Below are 13,697 nucleotides of genomic sequence, written 5' to 3' on the forward strand. Positions count from 1 at the left end.
TCGTGACTGCGACGAACGGCACAGTAGTGTCACCCGGATACGCAAGGAAGCGTGGGCACGACAATGCCCATCACCTCCGGAACGGGGGATGACGGCAACGAAGCGGGGGAAAAGCGACGGCTCACGGCGCAATGGCTGCGAGCCGCCGCTTCAGTGGCTCAGTTCAATGGTCCAGGCGCACACTGGCGTAGGTCGGTTCGCCGCGGGCCTGGTCGAGTGCCACCAGCGCCGCCGAGATCGGCTGCTCCGGCACGGGCTGGAAGGCGACCGGTTGCAGCAGCAAGCTGCCGGCTGCCTGTCCCGGTAGCACGGGAGGCCGCAGCGGGCTCATGTTCAGGCGTTCCTCCCGCGGCGGCAGGCCGAAGTATTCCCGGTAGCACTTGGAAAAATGCGGCGTGGAGACGAAGCCGCAGGCCGAGGCGACCTCGATGATCGACATAGAGGTCTGCTTGAGCAGCTGACGCGCCCGGGTGAGACGCAACTTGAGGTAATAGCGCGACGGCGAGCAGTCCAGGTATCTCTGGAACAAGCGCTCGAGCTGCCGACGCGAGACATCGACGTACGTAGCCAGCTCCTCGAGCGCGATGGGCTCCTCCAGATTGGCCTCCATCAGCGCGACGATCTCCAGCAGCTTGGGCTGGGTGGTACCCAGCACGTGCTTGAGCGGCACGCGCTGATGGTCGTTCTCACCGCGCATACGTTCGCAGATGAACATCTCGGAGATGCCGGCCGAGAGATCACGACCGTGCTCGCGCCCGATCAGCGTCAGCATCATGTCCAGCGGCGCGGTGCCGCCGGAGGCGGTAGCCCGGTCGCGGTCGATGGAGAACAGCCGTGTGGTCAGCACCGTGCGGGGAAACGACTCGCGCATCGCCGCCAGGCACTCCCAATGCACACTGGTCTCGTAGCCGTCCAGCAGTCCCGCCTTGGCCAGCGCCCAGCTACCGGTGCAGATACCGCCCAGCCGGCGCGATAGACGCGCCTGGGACTGCAGCCAGCTGACGTGCTCGCGCTGTACGGCGCGGGCCGGCCCCACACCCCCGCAGACGATGACCATGTCCAGCGCCAAAGGCATGGTGATGGCGCCATCCGGGGTAACCTGCAGCCCGTCGCTGGCCGAGATCGGCCCGCCATCCACACTCAGTGTGAACCAGCGATAAAGCTCTCGTCCTGCCAGCTGGTTGGCCATGCGCAACGGCTCGATGGCCGAAGCCAGCGAGAACAGGGTGAAGTTTTCCAACAGCAGGAAACCCAACGTCTGGGGAGCCGGTTCCTTGCACGAGGTCTGGGTTGGGGACGAAGTCCAGTTGGACGTGGCCATAGTCATACTCCGATGCCGTGTATCGTTATGGTTATCGGCATGTTTTACCCATCAGGGTGCTGTGTCAGGGTCGTGGGTCGGGCTTGGATCCGTGCCTTTGAGGTGTCGCGATCAGGCAAGCCTGACCTCAAAGATATTCCAATATGTCGCTCTCGGATACGTTAAAAATCGGTCATTCGCCGGGAAGCCGCCAGTCAGGCGGCCCCCTGGTGTCGCAGCCAGGTGCGATGAGCGTCGCTTGTAGGCAAGAATGGGTGAAGGGCAAAAGCCACGAGCGCTTCTATCTCTCCAGGTAATTCCTGTAGAGATTCCACGAGCGGTTGAGATGCTGATACATGGTCTCCCTTGCCGCTTCCTCATCGCGAGCCAGGATGGCCTCGAGGATATAGCCATGCTCCTCCTTGACCCGCCCGATGTAGCGTTCCGCGGCAGCCCGGTTGATGTCGACGGCCAGCAGCTTGGCGCGCGGGATCATGCTCTGGCTGAGCTGAGCGTAGAGCTGAAGGAAAAAGGGATTCTTCGCGGCCTTGAAGATGGCGTAGTGGAATTCGTAATCCTCCACGCGTGCCTGGGATTTCTCGGCATGCGCCTTGATGAATGCGGCATGTTTGGCTTCCAGGTTGCGGCGGTCCTCTTCGTCGTATCGCAAGGCGGCCAGCTCCGCGGCCGCCGGCTCCAGCGACAACCGGAGTTCGAGCACATGCAGAATGTCCTCGATCGTGGTGGGGCTGATCCTTTCGGCCGGTCGAGCTTCGATGGCCGTGGCCCGCAGCACCGTCGTGCCGACTCCCCTTCGCGTCTCCACCAGACCCAGCGATTTCAGGTGGGTTACCGCCTCGCGAATCACCGTACGGCTGACACCGAACGAGTCGCATAGGCGAGCCTCGGTCGGCAGCTTGTCGCCGACCTTTATTTTTCCTTCCAGAATCAGTGCCTCAAGCTTATCGGCGACGTGGGTCGGGAGGCTTCCCTGCTTCGAGACCTTCTGTACGTTCAGATCCGAAATATCGATTGTCATATGGTTACCCTGAGCATTGACGCCTCTTTTCTCCGTCTCTTTTCACCGTCTTTTTCTTCATAATATGCCAGCGCGAGCGCCAGCAAGAGGCGAGCGTTCTTTCTGATAACGATTAGTCATACATCATATTATTTTCCGCACCGCCATGCTACGCCCCTCGAAGCGAACGGATGTCTACTCACTCATCCATGGAGGAGCTCTTATGCTCAACCAGCGCGCCCTTGCCTATCTCAACGAAGTGATTCGGCAGGGCTCATTGCGCCGTGCCGCGGCCCGACTCGGCGTGGACGCTTCGGCCATCAGCCGTCAGCTCAAAGCACTGGAGGAAGATCTCGGCATCAGGCTGTGCGAGCGCCATGGGGGCGGCATGCGCCCCACCGAGGCGGGACGCCTGCTGGTCAAGCATTTCCATGCCCAGCGTTCCGCCGAAGAAGCCGTGCTGTCGCAGTTGATGGCCATCCAGGGCCTGGCCCGCGGCGAGGTACGCATCGCTGTGGGTGAAGGCTTCATCGCCGACCTGATTACGGCGCCGCTAGGGGCCTTCATGTCCGCCTTCGCCGGGATCGATGTGGAGATCCGTATGGCCGGTGTCAACGAGGCGATTTCGCTGATCAAGGACATGGAAGTCGACTTGGCGCTGCTCTATGCGCCACCCGTCGACCCCCTGATTCACGCTCATGTGGAAACCCGTCAGCCGCTCGACCTCATCGTGCCGCCGGGCCACGCATTGGCCAAACTGCCTCGACCGGTGCGCCTGCGTGACCTGGAGGGGGCGCCACTAGCGCTGATGGACAACCCCTTCGGCATGCGCCAAATGGCCAACATGGTGGCCCATCATGAGCGTGTGCACCTCGACGCCCGCTTGCACACCAATTCCGTGGCGGTGCTCAAGAATTTCGTGCGCTCCGGGATCGGCGTGACCTTCATGCCCGAACTGACCGTAAGCGACGAGATCCAGCGCGGCGAGATTCTTGCCCTGCCCATGGCCTATCCCATCATGAACGGCGCCAGGGCACAGATCGTCAGCCTCGAGGGGCGCGAGCTCACGGTAGCGGCCAAGGCCTGTGTCGAACACCTGCAAAAAGGCATGCGATTCTTTCGTGGCGATGCGCCGAGACTGGCCCAGGCCTATGAAGCGTTGCCTTAAAAACAACGCTTGCGGTATTGCATAGTCAACGCATCAATTTCTAGTCTGCTAATGGATGGCCCGCCCACAGGGCGAAGCAGTGGCCTTTTGCCCCGAACAACAACACAAGGAGAACAACCATGAACCGTATCCTTCCCTCTGCGCTCAAGGGATTTGCCTCCCTCGGCCTTGTGGCTGGCATCTTGGCGGCCGGCTCCGCCCAGGCGGCCACCAGTATCAACCTCAGCTACAACGGCGCCCCCGACCCGGACAAGAATGCCGTTCACGTCTTCGCGACCAACCTCAAGGAGTTGGTCGAGGAAAAGACGGATGGCGAGCTCGTGCTCAAACTCTATCCCAACAGCATGCTCGGCGAGGAAGAGGAACGCATGGAGCAGACCATGAACACGCCGAGCCTCAACGTGGCCTCGTTCGCCGGCGTGTCGCCCCTGGTCGAGGAGATCTTCGTCAGCGCCATTCCCTTCCTGTTTGAGGACTTCGAGGCGGCACGCACCTTCTTCGACGAGGGCGAGTACTGGAACGAGGTCGAGGCAGCCCTGCGCGAACGGGCCGGGGTCGAGATGCTGGCGGTAGTGGAAGAGGGCGGCTTCCTCGCCTTCACCAATGATGAGAAGCCGATCAGCCATCCCGACGACTTCGAGGGCCTGCGCTTCCGCGCCATGGACCCGAGTCAGGTGGCACTATATGAATCCTTTGGTGCCTCGGGCACGCCGATCCCCTGGACCGAAGTCTACATGGCCCTGCGCACCGGTGTTGCCGACGGCCAGATGAACCCACCGATGTACATCATCCTGGGCAGCCTCTACGAAGTGCAGGATTACCTGACCCTGGCCAACATCCAGTATTCCAACCAGTTCCTGGTGGGCAACGCCGAGATGATCGAGGGCTGGGACGAGGCAACCCGCGAGGTCTTCCTCGAGGCCGTGGCCGAGGCCAACCGCAATGCCCGCGAGCACAACGAGGCCAAGGTGGATGAACGCATCGCCTTTCTCGAGGAGCAAGGCATGGAGGTGATCCGCCCCTCGGAGGAGGATATCGCTGCCTTCCGCGACGTGGGCCAGCCGGCCTACCTGGAGTGGCTGCGCGAGCGTGGCATCGAACAGCGTTGGGTCGACCTGGCGCTGGAAGATGCCGGTATGACCGAGCTGCTCGACTGAACCAACCCGACAAACCTTCCGCGAGGGTCGCTCACGCCGGCCCTCGCTCGTGACGGCCGGAGTTCTCCATGTTTTCGCTTCGCCAACGGGTACTGGCCGTGAGCCGGACATTCACCCTGACGGCAGCGGCGCTGCTGCTGCTGATCAACCTGGCGGCCATTCTCTATGGCGTTTTCATGCGCTACCTGGCCGGCGGGGCCCCGATCTGGACCGACGAACTGGCACGCTTCCTGATCATCGCCACCGTAATGCTCGCCGCCGGTGCCGTGTGGGTCGAGGGAGGCCACATGCGCGTGGCGCTGATCGAGAGCCTGCTGCCGCGCGGCCTGACGCGGGCGCTCAATGTCTACCAATGGTTGCTGACCCTGGCCCTGGCCCTGGGCGGCGTCTGGTTCAGCTACCGGTATGCCCTGTCGGTGGGTATGTTCACCACCTCGGGCCTCGGCATCAGCCGTACCATACCGCTGATGTCACTACCGCTGGGCTTCGCCCTGCTCGCCTGGCACGCCCTGTGGTACGGACCGGCACCGCTGCCGACGATCACCGAGGAGGCTCCATGATCCTCACCATGCTGGCGGTGTTCCTCGCCCATGTGCTGCTCGGGCTACCGCTGTTCCTCGCCCTGCTCACCACCGCCGTGGTCGGCTTTTTCTTCGTCGACCCGGGGATGATTCCACGCATGCTGCCGCAGCAGTTCTTCGGCGGGATCAACGTCTTCTCGCTGATGGCCATTCCGCTGTTCATCATGGCCGGCAACCTGATGAACGCCAGCGGCCTTACCGAGCGACTGATGGGCCTGGCACGCCTGCTGGTCGGCCATCTGCGCGGCGGCCTGGGGCACGTCAACGTGGTCTCCAGCGTATTCTTCGCCGGCGTCAACGGGTCCGCCGTGGCCGACACCTCGGCGCTGGGCTCGCTGCTGGTGCCGGCCATGCAGAAGGAGGGCTACTCCCGCGCCTTCGCCGCCGGGCTCACCGCCGGCAGCTCGCTGATCGGACCGATCATACCGCCCAGTATCTTCATGATCCTGTATGCCTCGTTGACCAATACCTCGGTAGGCGACCTGTTTCTCGCCGGGGTGATTCCGGGGCTGCTGCTGGGCCTCGCCTTCATGGGCATGAACGCATGGCACGCCTGGCGCCACGGGTTGCCCAAGCGCGGCGGCCTGCCGCGGCTCGGCGAGCTGGGCCTCGCTGCTCTGGCCGCACTTCCCGCTCTGATTGCTCCCTTCATCATCGTCGCGGGCATCGTGCTAGGCTTCGTCACACCGACCGAGTCCGGGGCGCTGACGGCGCTCTATGTCGCACTGTGCGGTATTCTGCTCGGCGGGCTGCGCCTGCGAGATTTCTGGCGCGCTTTGCTGGACACCGCCCGTCTCACCTCGGCGATCTTCTTGATCATGGCGGCCTCGGCCACCATCAGTTGGTTGCTCTCCTACGCCCAGGTGCCGGCCCAGTTCGTCTCGCTGCTCTCCCCCTACATCGACAATGCCGTGCTGATCCTGCTGCTGCTCAGCGCCATCACCTTCGTTACCGGCATGTTCATGGAGGAGGTGTCGGCGCTGATGCTGCTTACGCCGATCTTCGCCCCTGTGGCGATGATGGCGGGCATCGACCCGGTGCACCTGGGTGTCGTCATTACGCTCAACATCACCATCGCCCTGATCACCCCACCGATGGGCGCTTGCGTATTCGTTGCCGCTGCCGTCAGCCGAATCGAGATCGTCGCGCTGTTCCGCACCATCTGGCCCTTCGTGCTGACGGCGATCGGCGTACTGCTCCTGCTGATTCTCTTTCCGCAGCTGACACTCTGGCTGCCCGCTGCCATTGGATAGTCCCATGCCCCGCCATAGCTCGACCGAACCCGAGGCCGTACCCAGCCTGCCATTCCCCGGCTGGGAATCGGTCAGCCGCCTGCCGATACGCGACAACGGTGAACGCCTGGTGCCCATCGGCCTGGCGCCGCCACCGCTCAAGGTGTTCCCCGCCTATGCCCGGCTGGGCATACCCGGTGCGGTGCCGGAGTGCTTCGTACGCGAGGGGGTCTACAAGGCGCTGCTCGCCGCGGCCCGAGCGCTGCCCGAGGGCCTCGGCCTGGTGGTACTCGACGGTTGGCGCCCCTGGCGAGTGCAGCAGTACCTGTTCGACACGCTGTACGAGGCGATCCATCTGCACCACCCCGGTCTTGGCGAGGAGCAGCTGCTCGAGCGCACCCGCGAGTTCGTCTCGCTACCGAGCCGCGACCCGGCCGCGCCGAGCCCGCACCTCACCGGCGGCGCCGTGGACGTCACCCTGTGCGATGCCGACGGCCTGCCGCTGGACATGGGCACGTTGTTCGACGAGGCGCTGCCCGCCTCGCACAGCGACCACTACGAACGACTGGAGCCGCTCAGCCAGGCGCAGCGCCGCGCGCGGGACAACCGTCGGCTGCTCCATCGCATCATGAGCGAACAGGGCTTCACCAACCTGCCCAGCGAGTGGTGGCACTACGACCTGGGCGATCAGCTGTGGGCCTACTACGGCGGCCACGCCGAGGCCTGCTACGGCCCCGCCGAACTGGACACCATCGAGAACCGCTGGCGCCGGCAACTGGGCTAAGCGCTGCAGCGAAAAAACCCCACGGCTTGGAACCGTGGGGCTTCGAATGGGTGACACACCAGTTCAGATGCCTGCACTGGCGTTCACACCGCTACAGGTGACTCATCCGCAGCAAGGTAAAGGGCGCTTCGCAGGCGTGTCGCTCATCGCGCTCGTCAATGCTTCCCAGCCCGAGATGACGGTCGTTGTCGTAGGCAACGAACATGCGCTCGTGGTCCAGAACCGCCAACCCTTCGGCCTTGTGCTCGAACTCCAGCGGCGAGCCATCCGCCGCAGTGACCAGTCGAGGGAGCCGGCCGGCACGTAGATCGTCGAGGCTCATCACCCACAAGTAGCCGCCGATACAAGGCTCGCCGTTCTGCTCCGTCTCGAAACTCGTCAGCAGGTAGAGCCGGGCATGGTAGGGATCGTACTCCAGGCTGGACAAGCCGCACTCGAACCTCACCCCTGCGTGATGCCCGGGATCAAACGCATAGAACTCGCGCATCTCGTCGATGAAGACGAGATTGCCCGTCTGGCTGATCTCGTAGTGCGCTCCCACCAGCCGGCTCACATAGCTGAAGTCATCGTGCGTATTGCCTTGCTCACGCAGGCCGAAGAGCAACAGGCCGTCTCCGCGCTCGCCCGGTATCGCCGCCAGCCCTTCGATCTTGTAGTACGGGAAGCCGATCGCCCCATCGAGCTTGTTGCGAAGTTCCAGCGATCCCTCCACGCCGTCACGCGGATCCGGATCAACGGCCTGCACCTTGTCCGGCTCGCCCAGCGGCCATATCAACAGATGGTTGTAGGCATTGAGGTCGTGGCTGGCGTCATCGATGCGGTCGAACCCGGTGGTCGCCAGGACATGGCGGCTGTCGGCAGTGAGCGCAAAGTCTTCATACTTGACCGCCTGCTTGATCAGCGGCGTCGTGAAATATTCCAGCTGTGTATCGTCCGGCCCCGCAGCCGTCATGGGCAGGGCGAATACCGCTGAGCGATCGTCGCCAGGAATCGGTTTGTCGCTGGCCAGTATCAGGCGCTTGCCGTCGTACACCACGGCGGAAACTTCCGCATTGACCAGTTTGCCCCCATCATCGCGAAGACCGACGGGAAAGCAGCGGATGGTGCCTTGTTGCAGAATGCTGGCGCTCGGCATGGCAGGCCTCCTTGGTGTGCTCGAGCCAGCATAGCCTTTCCCCAAGCCATGGGTCGAATCCGCAGCTGCCGTTGCCATGCGGCACTGCCGAGCGGACAGGGCCCGCCACCTGCTAGACTGGGTGGGCCTAACTATCAGAACGAAAGGAAGGAAACATATGCCAACCAAGGCAGAACGGGACGTTGAAAAAGGTTATTCGAAAGCCGAATTCGTCGCGAAGCTACGCCGTCTGGCAGATACCATCGAAAACGAGGGGCGCTTCGATATCCAGATAGCCGGGGAACGGATTTACGTGCCGGTACGTGCCGAGTACACCATCGAACACGAGCGTTCTGACGACGAAGAGGAAATAGAGTTTCAAATCAAATGGAAGAGAGAATAAATTCTTGGCGCGCCCGGCAGGATTCGAACCTGCGACCTTTGGCTTCGGAGGCCAACACTCTATCCAACTGAGCTACGGGCGCTTATGCAAGATGGCGCAGGGAACCTTGTCGATCCCGCACGGCGGCAGCGTGTTGCTACCGAGAAACGGCCAACATCGTAACCGTCAGCGCCCGCGCTGTCCAGCCTGACAGCCTGACCGTCAGACTCAGCGGCCTGGGTCGAAGATACGGTACGCTTGCGGCACCTCACCGACCGTTTCGGCGTCACGTGCCGCATCCGCCAGGGAGCGCTCGAGTGCTTCGGCGCGGCGGGTCGCATCGGCTTCGAGCGCATAGCGCACTTCGGCCCGGGTACGCGCCACCTCACCGGTCAGTTCGGCTTCCATGGCATCACGAAAACGATGCTCCTCGGCCTTGAGCAATGCGTATTCCGTACCGGCGAAGCCGGCCAAGGCGACTACCGTGGCGGTGGCACCGGCCAGCAGCGCTGCAGGGCCGGTCGGGGAGGCGACCACCGAAGCCGTCGCTCCACTGCCGAGTGAGCGCGTCGCATGACCGCCCAGGCGCGCCACAATCCGGCCGGCCACGGCTCTTGACCCCTGCATCGCCGCACCCGCCGTCAGGCGCTGGGCAAGCGCCCGGCTGACAGTGAAGCCAAGAACGCCCCCTGTGGCAGCCATTCCCCAGCGCATCTCGTCCCTGCGGCCCTGGAAGGCATGCTGCAATGCCAGATCGAGGTCGATCTCGTGGATTTCCCGTGTTGTGGCACTTGTCTGCCGCTCGCCGTAGCGAGCATGAAGCGTCAGGGCGATGCCCTGTGCCAATCGCCGCTGGGCCTGCTCGAGACGCGTGGCGTAATCGGCTTCGAGCTCGTTCAGCGCGGTCTCGAAACCGCTGCGCTCGACCAATCGCTCGGTCAGTTGCGCTTCCAGCCACTCGTCCAGCCCACCCGTAAGCGCCATCGCCAGGCGCATATAGCTGCCTTGCAGCGAGAAATGCCAATCGAGGTACTCCGGCACCGCGGCATCGAGCGGGGCGAAGGTGGTATCCAGTCGCGCATCGAGCCAGAGCTGCATCTCTTGGCGCAGCCGCAGGTCCAGGCCGACGGCGAGTTCGCCCAGCTCGCGCCCCAGGTCGGCATGGGTCTCGGCGTCAAGGGTAAGGGTTTCACCGTCGATCACGACCCGGAAAAGCGGTGCCTCGCTGCGCGACTGCAGCTGGTAGTAAGCCAGAGCGAGTCCCAGCAGCAGCAGCGTCGCCAGCAACGGACCCAGAATCCAGGCTATTACCGGCAGGCGCCATAGGGTGTCGGCGCGTGTCGTCATACGGGTTCCTCCCGTCCGTTCTCGGGCCGCCGCGTCAGTCGGTCGCGCAAGGAGTCGACACCCACCAGCAGCTTGACACACGCCCAGGCAAATGCGCTCTGCGACAGCATCAGTACTAGCCAGCCGATCAGCACCATCAATTCATCGACCCCGGTTCGGGTCACGGCATTCTGCATCGCCCAGTATTGCGTCAGTTCCAGGGCCTGGGCGAGGCGCTCGAAAAAACCCAGCAAAGTGCCACCCGCTGAGGTAGAGACATGCCGCACCAGGGCCTCCTCCCAGGCTAGTCCGATCAGATAGGGTTGCGGCAACCATAGCGCCATAAGCATCAGCAGCAGCGCCAGCAGGCCACCGACGGGCCAGACCAGCAGGCGGCGGGTGAGTGACGGGATGTAGGCGGCGACCACGTGCCGCGCCATGCGTCGGCGCAGGGAGGCCTGAAGCCACCCCAGCGCTAGCGCCGCCAGCAGCAGTGCCGGCCAGGCGACCGAAGAGAGCAGGCGAAGCTGCACCAGCAACAGCAGCGCCAGAAGAAGGCCAAGCAGTTGATGGCTCAGAACCATGAGTAGACCGCCCCGTAACCGGCTGTGCCAGGGCGATGACTCGCGCAGGTACTGACCCAGCCAGGCACTGCGCCGCAGACGCGCGGCCTCGAAGCTGCCGGCGAAGATCAACTGACCGGCGACCGCCCAGGCCGGCAGCAACAGCATGCTGGCCAGCCCCGGCCCCAGCCGAGACCACGCCAGCAGCCCGACGACTGCCATCGCGATATGACCATGCCGATACAAGATGCCGCGCCAGGCGGCGTAACGCCGCTCGCTCAATGGTCCTCTCATGCGAGTGGTGGGTGAACGCTACGGCGCCCGCCGCTGCCGCCTGCAGTTTTCACGTCCCCTGGATCATCTCGCCAACCTTCTCCAGGATATGCCGACCGATGGGCAGCGCCGAGGTGGCTGCCGGCGATGGAGCGTTGCAGACGTTGACCGTGCGCCGGGTATTGACGAACAGGAAGTCGTCGATCAGCCGGCCGTCGCGGGAGACGGCCTGGGCGCGTACGCCGGCGGGCCACGGCTCGAGGTCGTCCAGCGTCAGGCTAGGGCAGTACTTGCGCACCTCTTCCAGATAGCCGCGACGCCACAGTGAATTCTTCATTTCTTGCAGACCGGGCCGCAGGTTGCGTCCCAATACCTTGAGAATACCGGGATTGCTGAACATGCGCGCCATGTCGAGCAGTGAAGCGTCGCCCTTGCGATACCCCTCGCGCTTGAACGCCAGCACCGCGTTGGGCCCCACGGTCACCGATCCGTCGATCATGCGCGTCAGGTGCACCCCCAGGAACGGCATCGAAGGGTCGGGGATGGGATAGATGAGATGCTTGACGATACCGCTTAGCCGGTCGGGCAAACGGTAGTACTCGCCACGGAACGGGCAGATGGAGAAGCCGGGGTTTCGCCCCAGCAGGCGCACGACGCGATCCGCCATCAGTCCGGAACAGGTCACCAGGTAGCGACTGTGGAATTCGCCCTTGGACGTAGCGACGAGGACCTCCCCGGTACGCTCGGCTATCCCGGTAACCGCGTGGTCATAGCGGATCTGGCCGCCACGGCGCTGGAACTCCTCGGCCATCGCCTCGGCCACCCGGGCATAGCTGACGATACCGCTGGAGGGGACGAAGATGGCACCGAGCCCGGTAATGTGGGGCTCGCGCTCCTTCAGCTCCCCGGCAGAGAGCCGCTCCCGCTCCAGCCCGTTGGCGGCGGTGCGCTCCCACAGCGCTTCCATCCGCTGCACCTCCTGCGGATTGGTCGCCACCAGCAGCTTGCCGCAGACCTCGTAGGGAATGGCATGGCGGTCGCAGAATTCCTTGGTAGCGCGATTGCCTTCGAGACAGAAGCGCGCCTTGAGGCTGCCCGGCGTATAGTAGACACCGGCATGAATCACGCCACTGTTGTGGCCGCTCTGGTGCCGCGCAGGGCCGCTCTCCTTTTCCAGCAACAGCATTTTCTTGTCGGGATAGCGCTCGCTGAGTTGCATCGCGGTGGAAAGACCGAGAATGCCGCCACCAAGAATGATGAAATCGTACACGCAGGCCTCGCGTCGCCAGTGGGAACACACCGAAGTTAGCTACCACGATACTCGCCAGCCGCTGCGCTGGCCAGCCGGCCCGGGCCGCTACGCCGAGTCATGCCAAAGGCGTGGGCGACGGCGTTTTCCAGCGGTTTGCTATATCGGTATACTAGCGCCCATTGTGTGTATCACGGCGCTCTGGCTGTCGCGTGCCGTCGTCGCCAACAGATTACGATTACAGGACCGTCGAGAGGTGGTGAGAGTGAAATCCAGCAAGCTGATCATGGGGTGTCTGGCCACCCTGGGCCTGGTCGCGGGCGCCGCGTCCGTTCAGGCCGAAGTGGACCGCGATGCCATTGCCGAGCGTCTGAAGCCGGTGGGCGAACTCTGCCTGAAGGGTGAAGAGTGTGGCACGGCAACTGCCGCCGCGAGCGATTCGAGTGGCACTGGGGAAGGCGCCGATGGCGAAGGCATCTACAACCAGGTATGCATGGCTTGCCATGAAACCGGCGCCGCCGGCGCACCGGTACGCGGCCAGGAAGACGCCTGGGCCGACCGCACCGAAAAAGGCTGGGACACGCTGCTGAATCATGCCCTCAATGGCTTCAACGCCATGCCTCCACGTGGCGGCAACCCCAACCTCTCCGACGAGGAAGTCGCCGCCGCCGCCGCGCACCTGATGAGTCCGGTGATGGACGTGCCGGAGCTGGGCGGCGGTGAAGAAGCCGCTGCCGGTGAAGAAGCCGCCGGTGGCGCTGCCGCGAGCGATTCGAGTGGCGGTGGTGAAGGTGCCGATGGCGAGGGCATCTACAGCCAGGTATGCATGGCCTGCCATGAAACCGGCGCCGCAGGCGCACCGGTACGTGGCCAGGAGGACGCCTGGGCCGACCGCGCTGAAAAAGGCTGGGACACGCTGCTGGATCATGCCCTCAATGGCTTCAACGCCATGCCGGCACGTGGCGGCAACCCCAACCTCTCCGACGAGGAAGTCGCCGCCGCCACCGCGCACTTGGTAAGCCCGGTGATGGAAGTGCCGGAGCTGGGCGGCGGTGAAGAAGCCTCTGGCGGGGAAGAAGCCGCGACCGATGAGCAGGCGGCCGCCGGTGACGCAGCTGCAGCCGAAGAGCAAGCGACCGGCGAAGAGGTAGACACGACCGAGGCCGTGACCGAAGAAGGCGCCATCGAAGAAGATGCCGAAGCCGCCGCCGTAGCGACCGAGGACGGAGCCGCGGATGAGGAAGCGTCTGCCGACGAAGAGGCCGCGGGCGACGAGCCGGCCCATGCCGGGATCGACGGCGAAGCGATCTACAACCAGGCCTGCATGGCCTGCCACATGACCGGTGCCGCCGGTGCGCCCCGCCGCGGCGAAGCCGGCGAGTGGGAAGGGCGCATTGATCAGGACATCGAGACGCTATACGACCACGCCATCAACGGCTTCAACGCCATGCCGCCCAAGGGTGGCAACATGGGCCTTTCCGACGACGAGGTGCGTGCCGCCGTGGACTTCCTGGTCGAGCCCGTCAAGTAACCTGCAGCGCGGGTATGGA

At 64.0% G+C, this 13,697-nt stretch carries 13 protein-coding genes and 1 tRNA gene; 7 read left to right on the forward strand and 7 right to left on the reverse strand.

All coding sequences use genetic code 11. The features are described from left to right. Window positions 1-163 precede the first annotated feature (163 nt). On the reverse strand, window positions 164-1,321 hold the full coding sequence (gene gbdR, locus HNO52_RS20295) for a choline metabolism transcriptional regulator GbdR (RefSeq protein WP_197566960.1): 1,158 nt from the start codon (window positions 1,319-1,321) through the stop codon (window positions 164-166). A 280-nt stretch (window positions 1,322-1,601) separates the two neighbouring features. Further along, window positions 1,602-2,339, reverse strand: coding sequence for a FadR/GntR family transcriptional regulator (locus HNO52_RS20300; protein ID WP_197566961.1), 738 nt, complete (start codon window positions 2,337-2,339; stop codon window positions 1,602-1,604). A 202-nt stretch (window positions 2,340-2,541) separates the two neighbouring features. Here HNO52_RS20300 and HNO52_RS20305 point away from each other — a divergent pair, with 202 nt between their 5' ends. The 5 genes from HNO52_RS20305 to HNO52_RS20325 all read left to right on the forward strand — a co-directional run bounded on the left by HNO52_RS20305 (window position 2,542) and on the right by HNO52_RS20325 (window position 7,240). Further along, entirely contained in the window at window positions 2,542-3,486 is a 945-nt protein-coding gene (locus tag HNO52_RS20305) for a LysR family transcriptional regulator (protein WP_197566962.1), read from the forward strand. 119 nt (window positions 3,487-3,605) lie between these two features. Next, window positions 3,606-4,643 (forward strand): TRAP transporter substrate-binding protein DctP, encoded by a 1,038-nt coding sequence (gene dctP / locus HNO52_RS20310; RefSeq protein WP_197566963.1) that lies wholly within the window; start codon window positions 3,606-3,608, stop codon window positions 4,641-4,643. 68 nt (window positions 4,644-4,711) lie between these two features. After that, window positions 4,712-5,203, forward strand: coding sequence for a TRAP transporter small permease (locus HNO52_RS20315; protein WP_197566964.1), 492 nt, complete (start codon window positions 4,712-4,714; stop codon window positions 5,201-5,203). Continuing rightward, window positions 5,200-6,477, forward strand: a complete 1,278-nt coding sequence (locus HNO52_RS20320) for a TRAP transporter large permease (RefSeq protein WP_197566965.1) — start codon at window positions 5,200-5,202, stop codon at window positions 6,475-6,477. Before HNO52_RS20315 ends, HNO52_RS20320 begins: the two co-directional genes overlap by 4 nt. 4 nt (window positions 6,478-6,481) lie before the next feature. After that, window positions 6,482-7,240 carry a M15 family metallopeptidase gene (locus HNO52_RS20325; protein WP_197566966.1) on the forward strand — a complete coding sequence of 253 codons (759 nt, stop codon included), beginning with the start codon at window positions 6,482-6,484 and terminating at the stop codon, window positions 7,238-7,240. 91 nt (window positions 7,241-7,331) lie between these two features. Here the strand turns inward: HNO52_RS20325 and HNO52_RS20330 are convergent, their stop codons facing one another. Next, window positions 7,332-8,375: a hypothetical protein gene (locus tag HNO52_RS20330; RefSeq protein WP_197566967.1), complete on the reverse strand. Its 1,044-nt coding sequence runs from the start codon at window positions 8,373-8,375 to the stop codon at window positions 7,332-7,334. 157 nt (window positions 8,376-8,532) lie between these two features. On the opposite strand from HNO52_RS20330, the gene HNO52_RS20335 reads away from it, so the two are divergent. Next, a complete protein-coding gene (locus tag HNO52_RS20335; RefSeq protein ID WP_197566968.1) occupies window positions 8,533-8,757 on the forward strand; it encodes an amphi-Trp domain-containing protein in 225 nt (74 codons plus the stop codon). Window positions 8,758-8,762: 5 nt separating this feature from the next. Here HNO52_RS20335 and HNO52_RS20340 read toward each other — a convergent pair. The 4 genes from HNO52_RS20340 to lhgD all read right to left on the reverse strand — a co-directional run bounded on the left by HNO52_RS20340 (window position 8,763) and on the right by lhgD (window position 12,168). Beyond that, window positions 8,763-8,839 (reverse strand) — tRNA-Arg (locus HNO52_RS20340). 125 nt (window positions 8,840-8,964) lie between these two features. Continuing rightward, a complete protein-coding gene (locus tag HNO52_RS20345; RefSeq protein WP_197566969.1) occupies window positions 8,965-10,083 on the reverse strand; it encodes a hypothetical protein in 1,119 nt (372 codons plus the stop codon). After that, the gene (locus HNO52_RS20350) at window positions 10,080-10,907 is read right to left on the reverse strand and encodes a hypothetical protein (RefSeq protein ID WP_197566970.1); all 828 of its coding nucleotides are present in this window, start codon (window positions 10,905-10,907) and stop codon (window positions 10,080-10,082) included. The genes HNO52_RS20345 and HNO52_RS20350 overlap by 4 nt, the downstream gene beginning before the upstream one ends. A gap of 61 nt (window positions 10,908-10,968) precedes the next feature. Continuing rightward, window positions 10,969-12,168, reverse strand: coding sequence for an L-2-hydroxyglutarate dehydrogenase (gene lhgD / locus HNO52_RS20355; protein ID WP_197566971.1), 1,200 nt, complete (start codon window positions 12,166-12,168; stop codon window positions 10,969-10,971). A gap of 244 nt (window positions 12,169-12,412) precedes the next feature. Here lhgD and HNO52_RS20360 point away from each other — a divergent pair, with 244 nt between their 5' ends. Beyond that, window positions 12,413-13,678: a c-type cytochrome gene (locus HNO52_RS20360; RefSeq protein ID WP_232090421.1), complete on the forward strand. Its 1,266-nt coding sequence runs from the start codon at window positions 12,413-12,415 to the stop codon at window positions 13,676-13,678. Window positions 13,679-13,697 lie beyond the last annotated feature (19 nt).

Source organism: Halomonas sp. MCCC 1A13316 (genome assembly GCF_014931605.1).
In the GTDB taxonomy this organism is placed as follows: Bacteria; Pseudomonadota; Gammaproteobacteria; order Pseudomonadales; family Halomonadaceae; genus Halomonas.